Annotated in this window: 18 protein-coding genes; 11 read left to right on the top strand and 7 right to left on the bottom strand. The window is 58.5% G+C overall.

The features are described from left to right. Positions 1 to 35: 35 nt before the first annotated feature. A complete protein-coding gene (ilvA, locus tag ABIE61_RS11155; protein ID WP_354409480.1) occupies positions 36 to 1553 on the top strand; it encodes a threonine ammonia-lyase, biosynthetic in 1518 nt (505 codons plus the stop codon). Here ilvA and ABIE61_RS11150 read toward each other — a convergent pair. Continuing rightward, positions 1539 to 2090: a hypothetical protein gene (locus tag ABIE61_RS11150; RefSeq protein ID WP_091826282.1), complete on the bottom strand. Its 552-nt coding sequence runs from the start codon at positions 2088 to 2090 to the stop codon at positions 1539 to 1541. The genes ilvA and ABIE61_RS11150 overlap by 15 nt on opposite strands. 275 nt (positions 2091 to 2365) lie before the next feature. Here ABIE61_RS11150 and ABIE61_RS11145 point away from each other — a divergent pair, with 275 nt between their 5' ends. From ABIE61_RS11145 to ABIE61_RS11130, 4 genes are all read left to right on the top strand, one after another. Then, positions 2366 to 2818 (top strand): universal stress protein, encoded by a 453-nt coding sequence (locus ABIE61_RS11145; RefSeq protein WP_091826281.1) that lies wholly within the window; start codon positions 2366 to 2368, stop codon positions 2816 to 2818. 64 nt (positions 2819 to 2882) lie between these two features. Next, entirely contained in the window at positions 2883 to 3866 is a 984-nt protein-coding gene (locus ABIE61_RS11140) for a TAXI family TRAP transporter solute-binding subunit (RefSeq protein ID WP_354409475.1), read from the top strand. 82 nt (positions 3867 to 3948) lie between these two features. Further along, positions 3949 to 6114 (top strand): TRAP transporter fused permease subunit, encoded by a 2166-nt coding sequence (locus ABIE61_RS11135; protein ID WP_091826277.1) that lies wholly within the window; start codon positions 3949 to 3951, stop codon positions 6112 to 6114. 221 nt (positions 6115 to 6335) lie between these two features. Further along, a complete protein-coding gene (locus ABIE61_RS11130) occupies positions 6336 to 7943 on the top strand; it encodes a methyl-accepting chemotaxis protein (RefSeq protein ID WP_354409472.1) in 1608 nt (535 codons plus the stop codon). Between the two features lie 63 nt (positions 7944 to 8006). Here ABIE61_RS11130 and ABIE61_RS11125 read toward each other — a convergent pair whose 3' ends face one another. Further along, complete coding sequence (locus ABIE61_RS11125; protein ID WP_091826274.1) at positions 8007 to 9374, bottom strand: sigma-54-dependent transcriptional regulator; 1368 nt, start codon at positions 9372 to 9374, stop codon at positions 8007 to 8009. Beyond that, the gene (locus ABIE61_RS11120; protein WP_354409469.1) at positions 9371 to 11245 is read right to left on the bottom strand and encodes a sensor histidine kinase; all 1875 of its coding nucleotides are present in this window, start codon (positions 11243 to 11245) and stop codon (positions 9371 to 9373) included. The genes ABIE61_RS11125 and ABIE61_RS11120 overlap by 4 nt, the downstream gene beginning before the upstream one ends. Positions 11246 to 11379: 134 nt before the next feature. On the opposite strand from ABIE61_RS11120, the gene pyk reads away from it, so the two are divergent. From pyk to gshA, 3 genes are all read left to right on the top strand, one after another. Continuing rightward, positions 11380 to 12816: a pyruvate kinase gene (pyk, locus tag ABIE61_RS11115; protein WP_354409466.1), complete on the top strand. Its 1437-nt coding sequence runs from the start codon at positions 11380 to 11382 to the stop codon at positions 12814 to 12816. A gap of 18 nt (positions 12817 to 12834) precedes the next feature. Beyond that, positions 12835 to 15099: a Tex family protein gene (locus ABIE61_RS11110; protein WP_354409464.1), complete on the top strand. Its 2265-nt coding sequence runs from the start codon at positions 12835 to 12837 to the stop codon at positions 15097 to 15099. 66 nt (positions 15100 to 15165) lie between these two features. Next, positions 15166 to 16737 (top strand): glutamate--cysteine ligase, encoded by a 1572-nt coding sequence (gene gshA, locus ABIE61_RS11105; protein WP_354409461.1) that lies wholly within the window; start codon positions 15166 to 15168, stop codon positions 16735 to 16737. Between the two features lie 3 nt (positions 16738 to 16740). Here the strand turns inward: gshA and ABIE61_RS11100 are convergent, their stop codons facing one another. Continuing rightward, positions 16741 to 17139 (bottom strand): flagellar basal body-associated FliL family protein, encoded by a 399-nt coding sequence (locus ABIE61_RS11100; RefSeq protein WP_091826267.1) that lies wholly within the window; start codon positions 17137 to 17139, stop codon positions 16741 to 16743. Between the two features lie 138 nt (positions 17140 to 17277). Here ABIE61_RS11100 and rsd point away from each other — a divergent pair, with 138 nt between their 5' ends. Together rsd and ABIE61_RS11090 are read left to right on the top strand one after the other, a co-directional pair. Then, positions 17278 to 17742, top strand: coding sequence for a sigma D regulator (gene rsd, locus ABIE61_RS11095; protein WP_091826265.1), 465 nt, complete (start codon positions 17278 to 17280; stop codon positions 17740 to 17742). Positions 17743 to 17744: 2 nt separating this feature from the next. Continuing rightward, positions 17745 to 18725 carry a WD40 repeat domain-containing protein gene (locus tag ABIE61_RS11090; RefSeq protein ID WP_091826264.1) on the top strand — a complete coding sequence of 327 codons (981 nt, stop codon included), beginning with the start codon at positions 17745 to 17747 and terminating at the stop codon, positions 18723 to 18725. A gap of 89 nt (positions 18726 to 18814) precedes the next feature. Here ABIE61_RS11090 and bamJ read toward each other — a convergent pair whose 3' ends face one another. Together bamJ and ABIE61_RS11080 are read right to left on the bottom strand one after the other, a co-directional pair. Further along, positions 18815 to 19510: a BamJ family beta-barrel-assembly machinery protein gene (gene bamJ, locus ABIE61_RS11085; protein WP_206841808.1), complete on the bottom strand. Its 696-nt coding sequence runs from the start codon at positions 19508 to 19510 to the stop codon at positions 18815 to 18817. 62 nt (positions 19511 to 19572) lie between these two features. After that, on the bottom strand, positions 19573 to 20058 hold the full coding sequence (locus ABIE61_RS11080; protein WP_354409457.1) for a TIGR02444 family protein: 486 nt from the start codon (positions 20056 to 20058) through the stop codon (positions 19573 to 19575). Positions 20059 to 20079: 21 nt separating this feature from the next. Here ABIE61_RS11080 and ABIE61_RS11075 point away from each other — a divergent pair, with 21 nt between their 5' ends. Beyond that, a complete protein-coding gene (locus ABIE61_RS11075; protein ID WP_354409575.1) occupies positions 20080 to 22008 on the top strand; it encodes an ATP-binding cassette domain-containing protein in 1929 nt (642 codons plus the stop codon). Here the strand turns inward: ABIE61_RS11075 and ABIE61_RS11070 are convergent, their stop codons facing one another. Then, positions 22009 to 23325 carry an HDOD domain-containing protein gene (locus ABIE61_RS11070; protein WP_354409454.1) on the bottom strand — a complete coding sequence of 439 codons (1317 nt, stop codon included), beginning with the start codon at positions 23323 to 23325 and terminating at the stop codon, positions 22009 to 22011. It lies immediately after the preceding gene. Positions 23326 to 23411 lie beyond the last annotated feature (86 nt).

The following is a 23411-nucleotide window of genomic DNA, read 5'->3' as shown; positions in this document are numbered from 1 at the left end:
TCGGGCCACCTGAACCGATGCTGATACCTGTCCCTATGCCACACCGATATATCAAGAAAATTCTCGAAGCGCGTGTCTATGATGCCGCCATCGAAACACCGCTGGACGAAGCGCGCGGCCTGTCTGAACGCCTTGGCAACCGAGTGCTGCTCAAGCGTGAAGACGAACAGCCAGTCTACTCCTTCAAACTGCGCGGCGCCTATAACAAGATGGTGCAGCTCACCGACGATGAGAAGGCGCGCGGCGTGATTACCGCATCTGCCGGCAACCATGCACAAGGCGTTGCCATGGCAGCCCGACTGCTCGGTGTTAAGGCCACCATCGTGATGCCGCGCACCACACCGGATGTAAAGGTGAACAACGTGCGCCGCCTTGGTGGCAAAGCGGTACTGATCGGGGACGCCTTTGACGATGCTCGCCGCCACTCGGAAAAGCTGATGGCTGAAAAGGGGCTGGTGTATGTCCACCCCTATGACGATCCTGAGGTGATTGCGGGCCAGGGCACCATTGCCATGGAAATCCTGCGTCAGGAAAGTGGTCATATTGATGCGATCTTCGTACCGGTAGGTGGTGGTGGATTGATCGCCGGCGTTGCCGCCTACGTCAAGTATCTGCGTCCGGAAACTCGGGTCATCGGCGTTGAGTCGGTCGAATCCGCCTGCCTTGCACTGGCGAAGGAGAAGGGCGAACGTGCAATTCTGGACCAGGTTGGCATTTTTGCCGATGGCGTGGCCGTTGCCCAGATAGGCGAGCACACCTGGGAGATCTGTAAGGACCACGTGGACGAAGTGATCACCGTCTCGATCGATGAGATCTGTGCCGCCATCAAGGATATTTTCGATGACACCCGTTCGGTGTGCGAGCCGGCCGGGGCTCTGGGCGTGGCCGGGTTGAAGAAGTACGTTGCCCGTGAAGGCATCAGCGGCCAGACACTTATCGCCATCGACTCAGGTGCCAATGTTAACTTTGACCGGCTGCGGCATATCGCCGAACGCTCGGAGCTGGGCGAAAAGCGTGAGGTGATCATCGCCGCCAAAATCCCGGAACGCCCCGGCAGCTTCAAGAAGTTCTGCACCGTACTGGGCAAGCGTAACATCACTGAATTCAACTACCGCTACAGCGATGATGATCAGGCGATCGTCTTTGCCGGTGTTCAGGTACGGCCGAACAATGACGGGCGTGAAGAGCTGCTGACAGAACTGCGCGAACATCTGGATGAGGTGGTCGATCTCACCGACGACGAGACCGCCAAGCTGCATGTACGTTACATGGTCGGCGGTCACGCCCCGCAAAGCGTGGACAATGAAGCGGTGTTCCGCTTCGAATTCCCGGAACGCCCCGGCGCCTTGATGAAATTCCTAAGCAAGCTGGGCGGACGCTGGAACATATCCATGTTCCATTATCGCAACCACGGTGCCGCCTATGGACGCGTACTGGTTGGCATGCAGGTCCCGCAGACCGAGCGCAGCCAAGTGACCCGTTTCCTCGAAGAGATCGGCTACACCTGGTACGACGAGACCGACAACCCTGCCTATCAGCTATTTCTGGGCTGAGCCCGCTCGCACCACCGGACTCGGCCCCACCGGCCGATCCGGTGTCTCCGGCGAGACATCATAGACATCACGTGTCAGCGCCTGCAGGGTGAACAGCGCCAGCGACGCCAGCCCCCAGCTCAGACCCAGCACCACACCCGCATCCACAATTCCGCGCCAGGGCTGCTCCAGCAGTCGCACCAGCAGTATCAACAACACAATGCCGCTGCTGAGACAGATGGTGATGATCTGCCGACGCCGCTGGGCATGAAAGAATCCCATGCAGAACAAAGGTGCCAACAGCAGTCGCAGCGGCGTGACATGACCTTTCAGGTAGCGGATTCGCGCGGCCGTGCGGGGTGAAAAGTTCTGCTGAAAGCCACGGTAGCCCTCTGCAAATCCCATGAAGCCCAAGCACAGTACCAGCGCCACCCAGTGATACCAGTCAAAACTGTCCAGCGGCATATCCAGCGCCATGCTGCCAAGGCGCCAGACGGCACTGCCCAGCAGCAGGCAGATACCGGTAAAGCCCCAGAATGCTGCGATTACTCCGAGCATCTTGTCTCTCTGTCGGATTCAAAAGGAGGGGCATTATAGCCTGAACCACCCGGTGGCAGAAAACAGCAACAAACGGGCGGCTTTCCACCCATTTCATCCATGACTACGGGTGATTCTCCGCCCATCTTGCGGTTTACCGGATCGCCTGCTCATATCCCACCCCCCGAAAAAGGCTGTTTGCCACAGATTGGCACGGAGCCTGCTTTACAGCTGTTACACGGCGCCCGGGCTTGCATCAGCCACTGCCGGATACAACAACAAGTAAAGGTACATCCATGGCGACCTACAACACATTGCTGTTCGCGACCGACTTTTCGGAAGGCGCAGAAAAGGCCGTAGAACATGCCCGCACCCTCGCCACACTGACCGGTGCACGACTCCATCTGCTGCATGTGATCACGGAGCTGTCCGACCAGCGCCGCAAGCGCATTCCCGCTGACGTGATCGATACGTTTATTCATGAGGTCACAGAGGTGGCCAACACGGATATGGAAGCCTTCTGCCAGCGGCATTTTGCCGATGCCGAATCTCAGGGCATTCAGCTGACCCATGAGGTGATGTTCGGCAGTGGCTACACCGACATCATCGAGGCCTCCAAACAGCTGGGTGCCGACATGATCATTCTGGGTACCCACGGCAAGACCGGTATCGAAAAAATACTGGTCGGCTCTACAGCCGAGCGTGTGGTACGCCACTCCCCCATTCCCGTTTTGACCGTCAGGTCCTGAGCCTTATCAGGTCACTGGAGCACAACCGCAAGACAACAAGCAACACAACAGGAGAAATACAATAATGAATATTCTGTCCAAGAAATCACTGGTTGCCGGCTGTATCGGCGCTGTCATGGCGACCACCGCAGCATTCGCCGAAGATCGCAGCGATTGGCCCAGCAGCATTACGGTGGGTACCGCAAGCCAGGGTGGCACTTACTACATCTATGGCGCCGGCTGGGCCAATATGGTCGGTGAAGCCCTGGGTATCTCGGCCGGTGCAGAAGTGACCGGTGGTCCGGTTCAGAACGCCACTCTGGTACAGATGGGCGAGCATGCCTTTGGCATGGTCACCACCGGGCCGCTGGTAGCAGCACTGCAGGGCAAGAGCGCTCTGGCACCGGGCATGTCCCATGAAGATGTCCGCGCTGTATTCCCGATGTATCAGACCACTCTGCAGATCATTGCCCTCAAGAGCTCAGGCATCGACTTCGTGGATGACCTGGATGGCAAGACCGTGGGTGTTGGCCCTGCCGGCGGTACCGCTGACATGTACCATCCGCAGCTGTTCAAGAAACTGGGGCTGAACGTCAGCACCCGTAATGGTGGTGCGGCCGATCAGGCCGGTCAGCTGCAGGATGGCCTGATTGACGCCTTTGCCTTTGCAGCCGGCGTGCCGATCTCAGCCTTCAACCAGCTGGAAGCCCAAGCTGATGTGAACATCTTCTCTTACTCGCCGAAGAACATTGAAAAGATCGCAGCTGATTACCCTGAGCTGAGTGCCGGTACCATCCCTGCTTCTGTTTACTCTTCACTGGATGAAGATGTATCTGCGCTGTCACTGTGGAACTTTGCCATCACCCATAAGGACATGCCGGAATCGCTGGTATACGGCGTAACCAAGACCGTGATGGAAAACAACGACCGCATGCTGCAGATCCATGGTGCGGCCAAGGAAACCCTGCCGGAGAACTACAAGTACAACACCATCGTGCCCTGGCACGCCGGTGCAGTCCGCTGGTTCGAAGAGAACGGCTATGAAATCCCGGCAAACATGAAGGATTGATTCGCTCAATAGGGACGTTTGCCCGCGCTGCCGGACCACTGACCGGCAGCGCTCAACATGGCTTAATGCAGGTCCATATAACATGACAGACAAAACTCCGGCATCCGCCGATGCCGCAGCAGACAAAATCGGCGCAGAAGGCGTAGCCGATGTTCCGCTTGGTCATAACGAGCGGGATCTGAGTGGCGCAGTTGGCAAGATCATTTTCTTCACCTGTGTGTGCTACACACTGCTGCACCTCTACGCATTGAACGTATCCCCCATCGAAACCTGGGCATTCCGCATCATCCATGTCGCAGGCGGCCTGGTGGTGGGGTTTGCACTGATCGCAGCTTTTACCCTCGACCGACAGACACAACCAGCGCCGCTGTCGCCACTGCAGTGGGCCGCCCGCGTGCCAACCAGTCTGGCTATCGTTTTGGCCGCCGCAGGCATCGCCTATGCGTGGTTCAGTCGTATGGTGCTGGGTGAACTGCCGCCCAACTGGCTGTTGCCTCAGGTTGCCTGGGCACTGGCACTCGGAACCGGGGCCGCTGTCATCAGCAGCTGGATCTGGCGTACCGGCCATAACCGGCATATTTTCTGGGCTGACCGGGTTTTGATGCTGTCGGCCATTGTTGTTGCAGCCTACCTGTTGTTTGTTCTGGGTCGCTGGCGCATGGCTGCAGGCACACCGATGGCGGGCCAAACCGAGTTTCTGGTAGCACTGGCCGGTGTCGTTCTGATCATGGAACTGACACGACGTGTCGCCGGTCTGGCCCTGATTATCATCACGGCGGTATTTCTGGCGTACGCCTTTGCCGGCCCCTGGCTGCCGGGTATTCTGGAGCACCGTGGCTACTCCATGCAGCGTTTCTTCACCTACATCTACACCGATAACGGCATTCTCGGCCCAACCACCGCGGTATCATCCACCTACATCATTCTGTTCATCACCTTCGCCGCCTTTTTGCAGGCATCGCGTGTAGGTGATTACTTCGTCAACTTTGCCTTTGCCGCGGCCGGTCGCGCCCGTGGCGGCCCGGCCAAGGTGGCAGTATTCGCATCCGGCTTGATGGGCATGATTAACGGTACCTCGGCAGGCAACGTGGTGGCCACCGGCAGTCTTACCATCCCGCTGATGAAAAAGGTCGGTTACCACCCACGCAGTGCCGGTGGTATCGAAGCCGCCGCCTCCACCGGTGGCCAGATCGTCCCCCCCATCATGGGAGCAGGCGCCTTTATCATGGCGGAAGTGACCGGCATTCCCTACACCGATATCGCCATTGCCGCTTTGATCCCGGCTGCACTGTATTTCCTGTCGATCTATTTCATGGTTGACCTGGAAGCACGTCGCGAAGGGATGTCAGGCCTGTCGAAAGACCAGCTGCCAGTGTTCAGCCAGATGATCAAGCAGGTCTACCTGTTCCTGCCGATCATCATTCTGGTCTCCACGCTGTTCATGGGCTACTCGGTTATTCGGGCCGGTACACTGGCTATGGTGAGTGCCGCCGTTGTCTCCTGGCTGACCCCCTACCGCATGGGCATCCGCGCGCTGCTTGAAGCCCTGTCGCTGGGTGCGCGCATGGCGATTCCGCTGATCGCTGTTTGTGCCTGTGCCGGTATCATTGTCGGGGTCATCAGCCTGACCGGAGTGGGCGCTCGCTTCGCCTCCATGCTTTTGGGGATTGCAGATGCAAGCCATATGCTGGCACTGTTCTTCGCCATGTGCATCAGCATCCTGCTGGGCATGGGCATGCCAACCACGGCCGCCTACGCCGTCGCGGCATCCGTGGTGGCTCCGGGTCTGCAGCAGATCGGCATTCCGCCGCTGGTTGCACACTTCTTCGTGTTCTACTACGCGGTACTGTCAGCCATCACACCGCCTGTTGCACTGGCCGGATACGCGGCTGCCGCGATTTCCGGAACAGACCCGCTGAAGACCGCCGTGACCTCGTTCAAGTTCGGTCTGGCTGCGTTTATCGTGCCATTCATGTTCTTCTACAGCCCCGCATTGCTGATGCAGGGCGGCTGGGGTGAGGTCCTGCGCGTGTTCATTACCGCTTCGGCCGGCATCTATCTGCTGGCCGCCTCGATTCAGGGTTGGTTCCTGAACGGCAGTGTCAACCGTGTCCAGCGATGCATGCTGCTGGTGGCCGCTCTGGCGATGATTGCCGGTGGCCTGCTCACCGATGCTATCGGTATCGGCCTGAGTGCACTGGTACTGTTCTGGCAGCTGGCAACACGTCGCACTGCTCTGGCCAGCTAGCCCCTGGATCCGTGGTAATAGTCAAGGGCGCCCCCTGCCGGGGCGCCCTTTTTCATTTCAGGGCACAGGGCTCACAAGTAGCTGTGTTAACGGGCCTGAAGTTGATCCGGGTCTGTAGCGGTTCAGCGTTTTTTCGCTTAGGATCTGGTAATGTGAATACACAATTAGTGTCTGCCCCCTGTCACATAACAACCTCCAACCTAAGATCGGAACGGGATACAGTGAAAAAAGGTCTGTCGATACAAAACAAGGTTAACCTCTCGCTGATTGCTGTATTTCTGATTATTCTCATCAGCTCTCTGACCACCATATATCGCAGCGAAACCTCACTGGTTGACAACGTTGTTACCCGTTCGACTCTTGACTCGGCTGATTCCTACTTCGACAGCATCAACATGCTGATGCTCAGTGGCGCCATGGCCAACCGTGGCACGCTACAGCAAAAAATTCTGTCCAACCCAGCCATCACTGAAGCCCGCATTATTCGTGGTCAGCAGATCACAGACGTGTACGGCCCCGGTACTCCAGATTCGATGCCGGTTGATGAATATGATCAACGAGCCATGCTCGGCGAGCAGGTGATTGAAGAACTGAACGATGAGCAGGGGCACCGCCTTACCGTCGTCACGCCAATGCGCGCCCTGTCTGATTACAAGGGCACCAACTGCCTGCTGTGCCATCAGGTGGAAGAAGGTGAAGTGGTCGGAGCCGTTCGTGTGACCTACTCCTATGAAGCGCTGGACAAGCAGATCAACAGCAATCTGATCAGTGTTGCCCTGATCGAGCTGGCACTGTTCGTTGCCGGCATCATCCTGATCAGCCTGCTGCTGCGTCGTATCGTGGTCACGCCAGTGAACCGCCTGGCCGAGACTATTCATGCTATTGAGCGCGACAACGACCTGAACCAGCGCACTCCGGTCAGCTCCAGCGACGAAATTGGCGAGATGTCGGCTGCTTTCAACTCGATGCTGGAAAACATCCACGACAGCATGCAGCATGTTCGTCAAACCGTGGCACAACTGGCCGACTCAGGCAGCCGTATCAGCAAAGTCGCTACCGCATCGGCGTCGGCTGTACATCATCAGCAAATGCAAACCAGCTCCGTCGCTTCGGCCATGGAGCAGATGGAAGCCGCCACACGCAGTGTTGCGGCCAGTGCTGAAAACACGGTGTCCGCATCCAATATGGCGCTGCAGGAAAGCAGTAACGGCGCGCGCGTTACTCAGCAGGCCATTACCGCCATTACTCGTTTGCAGCAGGATATAGACCGCGCCACCCAAGTGATCCAGAAATTGGACAGTCAAAGTCAGAATGTGGGGACGGTGTTGGAGGTAATTCAGAAAATTGCCGAGCAAACCAACCTGCTGGCTCTGAATGCGGCGATCGAAGCGGCTCGAGCCGGTGAGCAGGGTCGTGGCTTTGCCGTGGTCGCGGACGAGGTACGGACACTGGCCAGCCGGACTCATAACTCTACCGAAGAGATCAATCACATCATTGCCGAACTGCAAAATGATGCCCAAGAGGCCGTAACCGTGATGCAACAGGCACTGGCAGCGGCAGGCGACGGAGTCGAGCAGGTACAGAAGACCAACTCAGCGCTGACCAACATCACGGAAGAAGTCCGCGTGATCAACGACCTTAACCATCAGGTCGCCAGTGCCGTCCGCGAGCAGAGTGAAATGGCCAGCAGTGTGGAACGCAGCATCAGCGAGATCAGCAACAGTGCAGAAGACACCGCCGAGCGTTCCGAGCATCTGAACCGTGTTTCAGATGAGCTGGAACAGCTGTCAAAAGAGCTGGAGCAAATGCTCAGCCGCTTCAAGCTCTAAACCCCGCTGGTTGCCAGCCAAATCCATCAGGTTTGGCTGGCAACCGACTCTGATGTCGATCGATTACTGCTTGTAATCACGCTTGTCGAGGCCGTACTTTTTCATCTTGTCGTACAGTGTCTTGCGTGGCAGCCCCAGGCTTTCCTGGGTGTCCTTGATCGATCCTCCGTGTCGCCCAAGTTCGGTATGGATCAACATTTTCTCAAACCGCTCCACCTGCTGCGGCAGGCTCATCTCCCCGACCGAGTCAGGGTCGCTGATCGGACGATTATCGAAATCGAAAGTACAGCCCTCCCCCAGCAGAACATAGCGTTCGGCCAGATTACGCAGCTCCCTGACGTTACCGGGCCAGTCATGCAGCATCAGGCTATGCATGCGCTCGGCTGACAACGATGGCATTTCACGCCCGTACTGGGAAGATGCCACCAGAGCGAAGTGCTGGAACAGCAGCGGAATATCCTCTCGCCGCTCCCGCAAGGGCGGAATATCCAGTTTGACCACGTTAAGACGGTAGTACAGATCCTCACGGAAGCGGCCTGCCGCCACCTCCTGCCTGAGGTCCACCTTGGTGGCAGCGATGACACGCAAGTCCAGCGGAATCAGCGTATTCGAACCCAGTCGCTCGATGGCACGCTCTTCCAGCACACGCAGCAGCTTGATCTGCAGCGCCATCGGCATGCTTTCAATCTCATCCAGAAACAGCGTGCCGCCGCTGGCGTGCTCAAACTTGCCGATGCGACGCGTTTTGGCATCGGTAAACGCCCCGGCCTCGTGGCCGAACAACTCACTTTCAATCAGGTTTTCCGGCACGGCACCACAGTTGATGGCAACGAAGTTGTGTTCACGCCGCGGTCCGTGTTCATGCAGATAGCGCGCCAGCAGATCCTTGCCACAGCCGGTTTCGGCATGAATAAGGATGTCTGCCGGCATCCCGGCAACAGAGCGGCTGGTACGACGCAAGGCGCGCAGGATGGGGGTATTGCCAATGATACGCGGGCCCGGCACGTTCTGCGCTTCAAGTTCATCCCGCAACTGGCGGATCTCCAGTGTCAGATTGCGCTTGTCCAGTGCACGGCGCACAACATCCAGCAATAGCTCAGCTGCAAAGGGTTTTTCAATAAAATCGTAGGCCCCTTCGCGAATCGCGCTGACGGCCATGGAGATATCACCATGCCCTGTAATCAAAATGACCGGCAGGTCTGCGTCAACCTGATGGATGCGGCGCATCAGCTCCAGTCCATCGATTCCCGGCAGGTTGATATCCGTGATAACCACCCCTGGCCAGTCCTCGCTGACGCGCTCGAGTGCTGGCTCAGCGCGTTCCAGCGTCGTCACTTCATATCCGGCCAGCTCCAGCGTCTGTCCAGCCGCCACACGGATATGGTGTTCATCATCGATCAAAATAACCGGCAGAAGATCAGGCTTGTTCATTGTGAATCTCCATCTATGCCAGCCTCGGCGGGCTGGGCCAGCAGCAGTTCAAGGGTGAACACGGCACCACCTTCGGGATGATTGGCCGCAGTCAGGTGCCCACCCAGGTTTTCAATAATCCTGTGGGAGATCGATAGCCCCAGACCCAGGCCCTGACCACTTTGTTTGGTGGTGTAGAAAGGCTCAAATACCTGCTGTGGATCTTCCGCCTCAATGCCAGGACCGGTATCGTGCAGCGAAAGCCTTATCCGCTCACTCTGCTGTTCCAGACCAACCTCGATTCGTTTGTGCACACACGACTCCATTGCCTGCATGGCGTTGGCCAACAGGTTAACCAGCACCTGCTCCAGTCTGAGCGTATCGCCCAGCACATGGATCCGAGACAGCCCTGCCGGCCAAACGATTTCAACACCCTGCTGGCCCAGGCGCCCATACATGATCGACATGGCTCCATCCTTAACGGCCTGCAATGACACCGGCATCGGACGGCCACTGCTTTTGCGAGCGAACTCTTTCAACGGGTGGATGATCCTCGCCATTCGGTCGGTCAGCCCGGCTATCTCTTTCAGGTTATCCCCAACCCGATCAAACCGTTCCAGGCGCAGGAAGGCCTGAGCATTATCGGCATAATTGCGGATCGCCGTCAGTGGCTGGTTCAGCTCATGATTAATCCCGGCCGCCAGTTGGCCCAACACTGCCAGCTTGGCGGTCTGTACCAGTTCGTTCTGGGTACTCTGGTGCTGTTCCATCTCTTCCAGCAAGCGGGCGTTGGTCCGTGTCAAATCGGCCGTTCGCTCTTCAACACGAGTTTCCAGTACATCCCGTGCCGCCTGCAGGGCCTGCAGTTCACGAACTTCAAATTCACGTCGCTGCCGCACAATACGCCAGCGAGCCTGAATAAACAGCACCAGCAATAACAACGCTATACAGACAAAACCCGCCAACACAACGGCCTGCAGCACGGCCCGATCCACGGGAGTGGTGCGCGCAAAGACCGCCACGTTCAGGCCAGTATCAGGCACCGGCTTGGTCAGCAGCAGGAAATCCTCACTGCGCTGGGCAACCGGATGGGATGCCTGATCACCTGTCCTTCGCAGGGTCACCCGCTCAGCCCGCCCTCCCTCCAGCGTCTGGTGGCGAACCAGCTCCAGCGGCTCCAGTGGCTGTCCCAGATAGCGCTGGCTCTGTTGAATGCGCTGCAGATCCTGTGAAGACAAACCGCCCAGTGCATGGAACTTCCACTCCGGCCGAGTCGTGATGACAATAACGCCATCTTCATCGGTCACGGCAATATCGATGATCGGATCGCTCCAGTCCTGTTCCACCTCATTCAGGTCGATCTTGACCACGATCGCACCCGCAATCCGCTCACCGATCCTGACCGGCCAGGAAAAATAATAGCCACGCTGGCGAGAGGTCGTTCCCAGCGCGAAATAGTGTCCGGCCTTGCCTGCCATGGCATCACGAAAATAGGGCCGGAAGCCGAAATTCAGCCCGACAAAGCTGTTCTCCCGGTTCCAGTTGCTCGCGGCCTGGGTGACGCCCTGCGCATCCATCAGGTAGCTGTCTGATGCACCCAGGATACGCGTTACCTGTTCCAGATAGAGGTTCGTATGCTGAATAACATCGGGATTTTCCGGTTGGGCTAGTGCTTCCATGAAATTGGAGTGGGTTGCCAGCAGCCGTGGCAGATCCTTGTACCGATCCAGCTTCTGCTGCACACTCAGGGCATAGCGGTTCAGATCCGATTCGGCCCGACTTTGCAGTGCTTCCAGTGCTTGTCGCTGACTCAGCTGGGCCGTTTGCAGCAACACCAGTACCAGCACCAATAACCCCAGCAACAACGACAGGGGCCGGTGGCTGCTGCGCACGGCGGAATTCACCTGCCGCCCCCATAAGGGCAGTCAGCCACCGGTTGATTACCCGGCAGTGCTTGAAAAAACAGATGCAGAATCATACTTTAGTCGCAGCTCCCGTCCCATCCTCGACCATGAGACCCAAACAGATGCTTAAGCGTACCAAAATTGTTGCCACTCTGGGCCCTGCTACTGACAAAGCCGGCGTAATTGATGACTTGATCCGTGCCGGCGTAAACACGGTACGTCTTAACTTCTCACACGGCAGCGCAGCCGATCACCGCCGCCGGGTGGATGCCGTGCGTGCGGCCAGCCGCCGCACCGGTGAGTCCGTGGCCCTGCTGGGTGACCTGCAGGGCCCAAAGATTCGCATTTCCCGCTTCAAGGAAGGGCCTATCCAGCTGGCGATCGGTGATCGCTTTACACTGGATGCCGCCATGGATGGAACCGCTGGCGACCAAAACGCTGTCAGCGTGGACTACAAGGCACTGCCGCAGGATTGCAGCGCAGGTGACATTCTGTTGCTGGACGATGGTCGCGTACAGTTAAAGGTATTGGAGATCAATGGCAGTCGCATTGAAACCGAAGTAACGGTCGGCGGCCCTCTGTCCAACAACAAGGGGATCAACCGTCAGGGCGGCGGCCTGAGTGCCGCTGCACTGACCGACAAGGACCGGCACGACATCAAGGTGGCCGCCGAGCTGGAAATGGATTATGTCGCCGTTTCCTTCCCGCGTACCGCCGAGGATCTTAACGTCGCGCGTGAACTGCTGGAAGCCGCCGGCAGCCGCGCCGAAATTATCGCCAAGGTGGAGCGCGCCGAAACCGTAGCCACACCCGAAGCGCTGGATGAGATCATCAACGCCTGCGACGGTGTCATGGTGGCGCGGGGCGATCTGGGTGTAGAGATCGGTGATGCAGAACTGATCGGTGTGCAGAAACATATCATCAAGCGTGCACGCCAGCTCAACCGCGTGGTGATCACCGCCACCCAGATGATGGAGACCATGATTCTCAACCCGATGCCGACCCGTGCCGAGGTGTTCGATGTGGCCAACGCCATTCTCGACGGTACCGATGCGGTGATGCTCTCGGCGGAAACCGCCGCCGGCAACTACCCGGTAGAAGTGGTGCAGGCGATGACCCGTATCTGCCAGGGTGCCGAAAAGCATCAGCTGTCGCGCCCGGCCCCTGTAGCACCTGATCACCTGTGTACCCGCACCGACGAGGCGATTGCCCGTGCTGCCATGTACACCGCCAACGGCGTGGAGAACATCAAGGCAATCATCTGTCTGACCGAATCCGGTTCGACCCCATTGTGGATGTCGCGCATTCGCTCCGGCATCCCAATTTTTGCCCTCACCCGCAATGACCGTACCCTGCGTCGCATGGCACTTTACCGTGGCGTAATGCCGATGTTTTTCGATGCCACCGCCGTCAGTGAAGAGCGCCTGAATGACGAAATTCTGGCCGGCCTTCAGGCTCGAGAACTGCTCGGCAGCGGCGACCGCATCATCTTGACCCGCGGCGCCCGTCTCGGCGAGCATGGCGGCACCAACTCGCTGCAGATTCTGCAGCTCCCCTGAGTCTGAACACGAGCGCCCATGACAATCGAACAACAACTGGCTACCGAGCTGAGCATCCGCCCGGCTCAGGTAGCAGCTACGCTGGCCCTGCTGAACGAAGGCGCCACTATTCCCTTCATCGCCCGTTACCGAAAGGAGCAGACCGGCGCCCTGGATGATACCCAGCTGCGCCAACTGCATGAGCGGCTGGGGCAGCTGCGAGAGCTGGAAAGCCGGCGCGAAGCGATTCTTGGTCGTCTGCGTGAACAGCAGCAGCTGACACCGGAACTGGAGCAGGCCCTGCTGACGGCCGACAGTCGCGCCCGCCTTGAAGATCTCTACTTGCCCTACCGCCCCAAACGGCGCAACAAGGCACAGGAAGCACGTGAGGCAGGACTGGAGCCGCTGGCGCTGGAAGCCCTGCAGCAAGGGCAATTGCCCGTAGGCAAGCTGGAGCAGTTTCTCAACTCTGAAGCCGGTTTTATTGATGCTGACACAGTGGCCGAGGGCGTGCGCCAGATCTTGCTGGAGACCCTGAGCGAGGATGCCGAGCTGATCGGCGTCCTGCGCCAACGACTGTGGCAGCAGGGCGAGTTGCAGGTTCGTGCAGCCCGTGGCAAGGCGGATCCGGACAGCAAATTCCGTGACTACTTCGACTACGCCGAGCCGATCGCGCGCGTACCTTCGCACAGGGCACTGGCTGCGTTGCGCGGGGTAGCCGAAGGCGTACTTAAGGCCAGCCTGCAGCTGCCGGAAAATCTTGCCGGCTGGCCGGAAGAGCAGATGGCCAAACGCCACCATCTACGTCCGGCCCAGCTCGACAGCTGGATGCTGCAAACACTGCAGCAGACATGGCAGAAAAAAATGCGCCCCTCGCTGGAGACCGAGCTGATCAAACGTCTGCGTGAACAGGCTGACCTGGCCGCCATTGAGGTCTTTGCCCGCAACCTGCAGGATCTGTTGCTGGCTGCTCCGGCCGGGGCCCGCGCCACCCTTGGGCTGGACCCGGGCCTGCGTACCGGTGTCAAGGTGGCGGTTATCGACGCTACCGGCAAGCTGGTCGACTACACAACCATCTATCCACATGTACCACAACAGCAATGGGACAAGTCCCTCCACACACTGACCACACTGGCAAAAAGGCACCAGATCGAGCTGATCGCTGTGGGTAACGGCACCGCCTCGCGCGAGACCGAGCAGCTGGCACAGGCAGTGTGCAAGGCATTGCCACAGCAGAACATTCAGGCCGTACTGGTCAACGAGGCGGGAGCCTCCATCTACTCGGCATCCGAACAGGGGGCGGCTGAATTCCCCGATCTGGATGTCACCATCCGTGGTGCTGTATCCATCGCGCGCCGGCTGCAGGACCCTCTGGCAGAGCTGGTCAAGATCGATCCCAAGTCGATCGGCGTCGGCCAGTATCAGCACGATGTCGATCAGAGCCGCCTAGGTGATGCGTTAACCGGCGTGATTGAACATTGCGTCAACCATGTCGGTGTGGACGTGAATACCGCCTCGGCAGCCCTGTTAAGCCACGTGGCAGGCCTTAACCGCACCACGGCCGAGAACATTGTCGCCTGGCGCGATGCCAATGGCGCTCTACGCAACCGACGCCAGCTGCTGAAGATTCCGCGTCTTGGACCAAAAGCGTTTGAGCAGTGCGCCGGCTTCCTACGCATTCGTGAAGGTGAAGAGCCACTGGATAACTCGGCGGTACACCCGGAGAGCTATCCTCTTGCCGAAGCGATTGCCGACAGCTGCAAGCTGTCACTCAAAGCCCTGCTGCAACAGCCGGAGAAACTGCAGCAGGTCGACAGAGCCCGGCTGGAAGCACAGGGTTATGGCACCTATACCCTTCGTGATGTGATCGCCGAGCTGGAAAAGCCCGGCCGTGACCCACGTCCGGAGTTTCGATCGGTACAGTATGCCGCCGGCGTCGAAACCCTGAAGGACCTACAGCCTGACATGGAGCTGGAAGGTGTCGTTACCAACGTGACCCACTTCGGCGCCTTCGTCGATATCGGAGTGCATCAGGACGGGCTGGTGCACATATCTCAGCTGTCCGACCGCTTCATCAGCGATCCACATACAGTGGTCAGCAGCGGCCAGATCGTACAGGTCCGAGTGCTGGAGGTAGACGAAAAACGCAAGCGGATTGCGTTGAGCATGAAGTCAGGCTCCAGCAAGCAGCCAACCGGCGCGACGGGACAGTCCGCCGCCCCGCCGCCTCGTCCGGCACCAGCTGCTGCAGGTGGAACTCTGGCGGACAAACTGCGCGCGGCCGGCCTCAAACAAGGCCGTTGACAGCAAGCGGATGCATTTAAACCGGGGCAGGGCGTATAATGCGCCCCTTCAACGCAAGTGACAGGAATGATGACGGTGCTGGCAACTCTGGAACACCAACTTGAACTTCTGGCCCGCCAGGGCTGTGCCAACCTCCTTACCCGGACCCTGCAGGGCATCGAGAAGGAGGGCCTGAGAGTGCGTCCTGACGGGCAGATCGCACAGACACCCCACCCTCAAGGATTGGGGTCGGCACTGACTCACAAGTACATCACGACCGACTACTCTGAAGCGCTGCTGGAGTTCATCACCCCGGTACACGAAAGCCCGGAGTCTGCACTGGCGTTTCTTTCCGATCTGCACGCCTTCAGCTGGCAGCAGCTCGGTGATGAGCAGCTATGGTGTGCCAGCATGCCGTGTGAAATTGCTGGAGAGGATGCGATCCCCATCGCCGACTATGGCAGCTCAAACGTGGGCAGGCTCAAGCACGTGTACCGTCAGGGGCTGAAATACCGTTACGGCAAGATGATGCAGACCATTGCAGGCATCCACTACAACTTTTCCCTGCCGGAAGCCTTCTGGCCACAGTGGCAGGCGATATGTGAAAACAGTGACAGCCTGCAGGAGTTTCGCTCTGCCAGCTACTTCCGTTTGATCCGCAATTTCCGTCGCTACGGCTGGCTGCTGCTGTATCTGTTCGGAGCCTCTCCGGCACTGTCCGCCTCTTTCATGGCTGGACGGTCTCACCAGCTGGAAACACTGAATGCGAACACGCTCTATCTGCCATGGGCCACCTCCCTGCGTATGAGCGATCTGGGCTATTCAAACAAGGCTCAGGCATCACTGCAGATCTGTTTCAACCATCTGGACAGTTACGCCGACTCGCTGCAGCAGGCGATTCACACTTCGCACGCGGCCTATGAAGACATTGGTGTCAAAGTCGATGGCGAATACCGTCAGCTGAACACCAACGTGCTGCAGATCGAAAACGAATACTACAGTGACATCCGTCCAAAACGGGTGACACAGTCCGGGGAAAAGCCCGTGCACGCCCTGATCAAGCGCGGGGTTGAGTATATCGAGGTACGTAACACCGATATCAACCCACTGCTGCCCCTGGGCATGGATCTGGATCAGGCCCGCTTCCTCAATGTCTTCCTGATCAGCTGTTTGCTGGGACAGGCCGATGACCTGGACGAAGCCGAGTGCCGGATGGTGGCTGAAAACCACAGCCGTGTCGTCAACCGCGGTCGCGAGCCGGGTCTCAAGCTGCTGACGCCCGCCGGTGAAGTCAGCCGTGAGGCGCTGGGCTACCAAGTGCTGGAAAAAGTGGCCAAAACCGCTGCGCTGCTGGACGATGCACAGGGCACCGACCACTACCGTCGATCTGTCTCGCTGCAGCGCGCCAAGCTGGAAGACTCCGCGTTGACGCCATCGGCCCAAGTGCTTAAAGCCCTGCGTGAAAGCGGCATGGGCTACAGTGAATGGGTACTGGCAATCAGCTCAGAGCATCGAGCCAATATTGAGCCCCTTATCGACCCCGCCGTGAAGCAATCCCTGCTGGACGAAGCCGCTCGCTCGCTGACGGAGCAGGCTGAACTGGAGCAGGCCGAACAACCGCCGTTTGATCAGTTTCTGGCCGACTACGTGGCACGCTGAAAACTACTGGGTTACAAAGCTGGTAAAAAAGAGGTCGGCCACATGTGTGTTGCCGGTCTCTTCCTTCAACAGCTGCTGTACCGTCTGCAGGGCCCGTTCTGCCAGTACCTGCTGGGCGGCGATGCTGCCTAGATCTTCTTCCGTAACACCCGAAAACAGAAACACCAAATCATTGCGGATGTGCGCAACGTGAGCATTGACGGCATGATGCGCTGACGGGTCATCCACCTGGATCGTCACTTCAGCCTTCAGGAAACGAACCGGTCCCGGGCCACCGTAGTTGGTCACAAAAGGCTTGAGCTCAATGTAGTTGATGTAGTCTTCAGCTGTTTTTTCCGCCTGCGCAGGCAGGCTGACACTGGCTGCCAGCAGCAGTAATGCCAGCATTTTGCTTTTCCACATCCCAAAACTCTCCGCATCGTGTGTGCAAAAACTCAGTATACCGCTGCACGGTGCGCAATCTCCATGCCTTCGGATGCTTGTTGCACCCGCTGGCTGCCTGGCAGTAGTATTGAGGCAGTCAATCGGGAGGGATCGAACATGCTGGAAAAATGCCGCGACGCCAAAGAACGCTGGGGTGGTGTCAGCACAATCATTGATCACTGGCTGGAGGAGCGACAGCAGCTGATTTCGGTGTTCGTTTCCCTGCAGGGTCAGGAGGCCGGTGCCCCACTCAACAGTTCCCTGTCAGAGTTTTGTGTACTGCTGATGGACTACCTGTCTTCAGGCCACTTCGAGGTCTACGAGCAGCTGCTGCGAGAAGGCAGTGAATTCGCTGACGGCAGTCTCGAGCGCTCTCAGGCAATCTTTCCGAAAATTCAGCCTTCCACTGATGCATCGCTGGATTTCAACGATCATTATGGCAAGCTGGAACGCCCCACCTTGCGTCAATTGTGCCAACTTTCGAAAGATCTGTCGGCACTTGGCGAGGCCCTGGAAGAGCGTTTTGAGCTGGAAGATCAACTCATCGAAACGCTGCACAACGCCCACAAGGACATGGTGTAGCCGTGCAACGATCCGTCTGCCTGCTGTTGTCTGCATTCGCTCTTGCCGGCTGTGACGGCAGCGCTCACTCGCCAAGCCGCTGGCTTGAGCTAACCGAGCAAAGCGGTGCCTACAGCACGGCCATTGCCCCCGACGGAGGGCATGCACTGGTCGGTGCCGTGACCCATGGTGGCAGTCTCTGGGATCTGAATAATGAAGCGCGCCTGTATGACTGGAACCACCAGCCTGGCGTATTCTCGGTGTTACCGGCGGTAGACTTTTCCCCCGATGGCCGCTACGCCCTGACTGCAAACCCACAGGATCTTGTGCTGTGGAGCGTCGATACCGGCATGGCAGAAGGCTTCTGGAGCTCACCCGGCGAAATTCTGGCGGCCGATCTTTCCAGCGGCGGTGCCTATGCACTGCTTGGGCTGGCCAACCATGAGGCGGTCTACTTCGATATTCGCAACGGCGGTATCCGCACCAGCCTCCGCCACCAGGCGCGGGTACGCAGCGTCGCCCTCAGTGGCGACGAGCGCACGGCCCTGACCGGGGCTGATGACTACAGCGCCCGCCTGTGGGATCTCGACAGCGGCCAGATTCTGCAACAGGTGAAACTTGGCAATACGGTCGACACTGTTGCACTTTCACCCAATGGCCGCTTTGCGTTCAGTTCCGGCAGTTTGGATCAGGCACTGGTCTGGGATACATCCAGCGGCGAGACGTTGTTTCACCTCAGTGGGGGCGAGACCCTGTTTCCACGCAAGCTCAGCTATCTCAGCGCCCGTTTTTCAGACAACAGTGATCGCCTTCTGGCCGGACGTGCAGATGGTACGGTAGAGCTCTGGGATGTAAACCGGGGCGAGCTGATCAAACGCTGGAAGGGACACAAGCGAGCAGCCTACGGACCTACCAGTACCGGTATCATTGCACTGGCGTTTGGTGCGGACGGAAACAGCTGGCTGGCTGCAGGGTCCAACGGGGTCATGAACTGGCTCAGGTAGGACGGTACAGCTGGTGACAGGAGCAGCAGTGGCCGGCGACCCCGCTGCCTCTGTCTGAAGGCAGCGGGCTCACCCTGACCGGAACAGCCTTACTCTGAAGGATTCACTTCCAGCAGCTCCACTTCGAACACCAGTGTCTCGTTCGGGCCGATCGCATTACCCATACCACCCGGGCCATAAGCCAGGTCTGCCGGAATCACCAGGCGGCTTTTGCCACCTTCTTTCATCAGCTGCAAGCCTTCGGTCCAGCCCGGAATCACACCATCGAGCGGGAAAGAAACCGGCTCATTGCGGGCGTAGGAACTGTCAAACTCAGTACCATCAATCAGGTGGCCACGGTAGTGGACCTTGACGGTATCCGTGGTTTTGGGGCTCTTGCCCTCGCCAGCTGTCAGAACTTCATACTGCAGCCCTGAATCAGTGGTTTTAACACCTTCCTTCGCGCCATTTTCAGCCATGTAGGCGGCGCCCTTGGCGCTGTTTTCATCGGCCAGCTTTGCCATCGCCTGACGCTGCTCTTCCATCTTGCGACTCTGGAACGCCTGCATCACCTCGGCAACCTGCTGCTGATCAAGTGCCGGCTCCTCGCCGGAAAACACAGCTTCGACACCCTGGCTGAATGCAGTGATATCCAGCTCTTCAACATCCGCCTGGATACGCTCGCCCAAAATCAGCCCCAGGCTGTAGCTCAGTTTCTGCTGTTCAGTTTCCAGTGCCTGTGCCTGCACTGTTGCCGTTGTGGCCAGTGCTCCACTGAGAGCCAGTGCCAGCATGCTTTTTTTCATCATGTGAATCCTTAGTGTTGTTCGGACATGTTCTTGTTAGTACATCTTGCCCGGAGGAAAGTTCAGTCATCATCAAGCAGTGCAATCGCAGCCGACTGCAGTTGCAGCAGAAGCACACCAGAGACCCGGTTGTAGTGTTCGCCGAGCGCCTGCTGCAGGTTGTGCCGGAACAGCGCCGCGCCCACCTCACTGTCAGGTAACCAGCTCTGGCCATCTTGCCACAGCAGCATGAGCTCCAGCTGCTCTGCCGCCAGCTCCGCCTGACGTAAAGTTCGATAACAGGCTTCAGCCTCGGGCAGCGCGGCCAACTGCTCACGCACCCTGAAGCGCACTGCCCGCAATGGCCGGGTAACCTCAGGCTGCCAACGGTTGCCTGATTGGTGTAACCGATCATGATCAAGCTTGATGCCCTGACTGGCAAGCCAGCAGGCAAACAGGAGGCGATTGACTACGGCTCCCTGATCCTGCAACTGCAGGCAGCATTGTTCAACCCCCGACCGAGAATAAAGTGTCAATGCGTACTGCCAGAGAGGATTTTCCAGACTCATGCTGTGCTAAAATCTCGCGCCATGATTCAGATACAGAACCTAAGCTTACATCGCGGTACCCAACAGTTGCTAGCACAGACCAGCCTGACGTTTCATGCCGGCTGGAAGGTGGGTATTGTCGGCGCCAACGGCGTGGGCAAGTCATCCCTGTTCAAGCTGCTGCTGGGCCAGCTGCAACCCGACGGCGGTGAGCTGCAACTGCCCTCACGGCTTCGTATTGCCCATATGGCACAGGAAGTGGATACGTCCGAGCGCAGTGCACTGGACTATGTAGTGGATGGAGACCACCGTCTGCGTGCCGTTGAGGCCGCACTGGCAGTCGCAGAAGCGGAGCATCAGGCTAACCGGATCGGCGAGCTGCATGCCGAGCTGGATGCGATGGATGGCTATCGCGCCGAAGCACGCGCGCATCAGCTATTGGCCGGGCTCGGGTTTGCCCCGGATGACGCAGGAAGGCCGGTCAACAGCTTTTCCGGCGGCTGGCGCATCCGGTTGAATCTGGCCCAGGCCCTGATGTGCCCGTCCGATCTGTTGCTACTGGACGAACCCACCAACCATCTGGATCTGGATGCCACCATCTGGCTGGAGCAGTGGCTGCGCCAGTATCCCGGCACCCTGCTGCTGATCTCCCATGACCGAGACTTCCTCGACAACGTGGTGAGCCATATCGTGCATCAGGCCCAGCAGACCCTGACACTCTATAAAGGCAACTACACCGCGTTCGAAGGCCTCCGTGCCGAAAAACTGTCACAGCAGCAGGCTGCGTTCGAAAAACAGCAGGCCCGCGTCGAACAGATCGAACAGTTTGTACGCCGTTTCCGGGCCAAGGCCACCAAGGCCAAACAGGCTCAGAGTCGGCTCAAAGAGCTGGAACGCATGGAGCAGATTGCGCCGGCTCATGTAGACTCTCCTTTTTCCTTCCGCTTCGATACCAGCGACAAGATCTCCTCTCCCCTGCTTACGTTGGCGGAAGCAGATCTGGGCTATCCGGATCGTACTATTCTCAAGGGTCAGTCTCTGAGTCTGATCCCCGGAGCCCGCATTGGTCTGCTCGGTGCCAATGGTGCTGGCAAATCCACCCTGATTAAGACCCTGGTGGGCGATCTGGAGTTGCTGACCGGCGAGCGCCATGAAGGTGAACACCTGCGCATCGGCTACTTCGCCCAGCACCAGCTCGAGGCGCTGGACATGGACGCTTCGCCCCTGCTACATCTGCAGCGGATCAGCCCTGAAGCCACCGATCAGGAGCTGCGCAATTTCCTCGGCAGTTTCGGTTTTCTCGGTGACGATGCGCTGGACCCGGTTGGTCGCTTTTCCGGTGGAGAAAAGGCGCGCGTGGCGCTGGCCCTGATCGCCTGGCAGCAACCCAACCTGCTGTTGCTTGACGAACCGACCAACCATCTGGATCTGGAGGTTCGACTCGCACTGAGCCTGGCACTGCAGGCGTTCGAGGGTGCGCTGATACTGGTGTCACATGATCGCCATCTGCTGCGCAACACAGTCGATCAGTTCCTGCTGGTCGCCGATGGCCAGATCAGCGAGTTCGATGGTGATTTGGAGGACTACCACCAATGGCTGGCCCAACAGCGCCGAGAAGAGCAGAAACGCAGCGAGCCCGAGACCACCAACGACAGTGTCGCCGAGCGTTCACTCAGTGCCACCGAGCGCAAGGAACTCAAGCGAGTCCAGGCTGAGCAGCGTGCTCGCTTGCGGCCGTTGAAACAGCAGGTCGCTCGCCTGGAGCAACAACTTGAGCAGGTCACCACCCAGATCGGCGATCTCGAAACACAGCTGGGGGATGCCGACCTGTACAGTGAGAACCGCAAGACAGAGCTGAAAACACTGCTGCAGCAACAAGCCGATCTGAAGCAGCGGCAGGTACAGATTGAAACCGACTGGCTGGACCAGCTGGAGGCACTGGAGCAACTGGAACAGTCACTTGAGGATTGATCAGCTCACTGAACCGCTGAATAGATCAGACAGCTGCGACAGCCCTTCCGCATCGGCTTTCAGCACCAACATGGCCTGTTCCAGATCCGCCTGCTGCAGGCCCAGCTCTTGCATCACCTCATCCGGCAGCGGCCCTGCCGGACCTGCACTCATGCCATGCTGACGCAGCAGCCGGCTGGCCAGATACAGCAGGCGCGCATACTCCGTATGTTCACCTTCAAAGCCGGGTTCATGCTGATAGCGTACCGCTACCGACACTTCTGCCGGCAGCTTCCAGCTTTCCAACAACCACCCACCCACCTGCTCACGGGTCACATGTAACACTTCCTGCTCAATCAGGCTTTGCTCCAGCTGGGGGTTGGCCTCGATATGACGTGACAGGCGCGAAAAGTGGGGCGGGAACAGATGCCCCAACACCAGATAACCAAAGTTGTGCAACAAGCCAGCCAGATAGGCCAGCCCTGGACGGGGCCGTCGCTCCAGCGGAATGGATCGCGCCAGCTTTTCGCTCAGCGTAGCCGTATAAACAGCCTGCTCCCAGTAGGGCACTGTACCCCGTGGAGTATCTTCGGGCAGCCGCAGTACCTGCCCCATGGCAACCCCCAGCGCCAGGTTGATTACCAGGTCGAACCCCAATACCCGAATGATCGCGTCCTCGATTGAGCGTACGCGTCCGGGGGCAGCATAATAGGGTGAAGACGCCCAGCCCATCACCTGTGCAGACAGACTCGGGTCCAGCTTCACGACCGGCACCAGCTCATCCACGCCGGCTTCCGGGTCGGAGCGCAGCATTACAATCTTGCGCATGGTCTGAGACAGACCCGGCAGACCCAGCGTATCTTCCAGTCGTTGCTGAACCCGCAAACTGGTGAATCGCTCAACGGCCCGGGTGATCACGGTCGCATCATCCAGCCCAGCGCTACCCACACCGCTGGTTGCCGGATCACAACTGACCTGACCGCGACTGACCTGGTCGTGCGTGGGCACGCTGCTGAGCGTAAAACAGAGACCGGAATGAAGCTCGTTGCAACGCAGTGGCATTTCGCCAAGGCTGCTGTCGAGCAGCAACGGCAACGACAGCAGCTTTGCCTGACCGGCCTCTGTCTGCAGACCCGGCTGAGTAAAAAAGCGTTGCGCATCATCCACTCGTGCAGCCTGAAGCTCGCGCCCATACAGTTTCGCTACCGAGGTCAGGTCCAGCATCCGTGACGGAGGCAGCAGCGCCAATACCTTACCCTGACGATCATGCAGCAGCACCAGCCGAGCCTGCTGTGCCGGGGTGCTCATCTCTGAGAGTGTGCCGATATCTACAGACAAGACTTTTCTCCGCTGGCGGATTAGTTGGCGCTTTTGTGACACTATTCGATGCTTTAAGCTTGCATTAAGAATAACGGAAATAGAGG

Origin of the sequence: Marinobacterium sp. MBR-111, from assembly GCF_040547585.1 — a bacterium.
GTDB classification, from domain to species: Bacteria; Pseudomonadota; Gammaproteobacteria; order Pseudomonadales; family Balneatricaceae; genus Marinobacterium; species Marinobacterium iners.
This window is presented reverse-complemented; position numbering and strand designations above follow the sequence as displayed.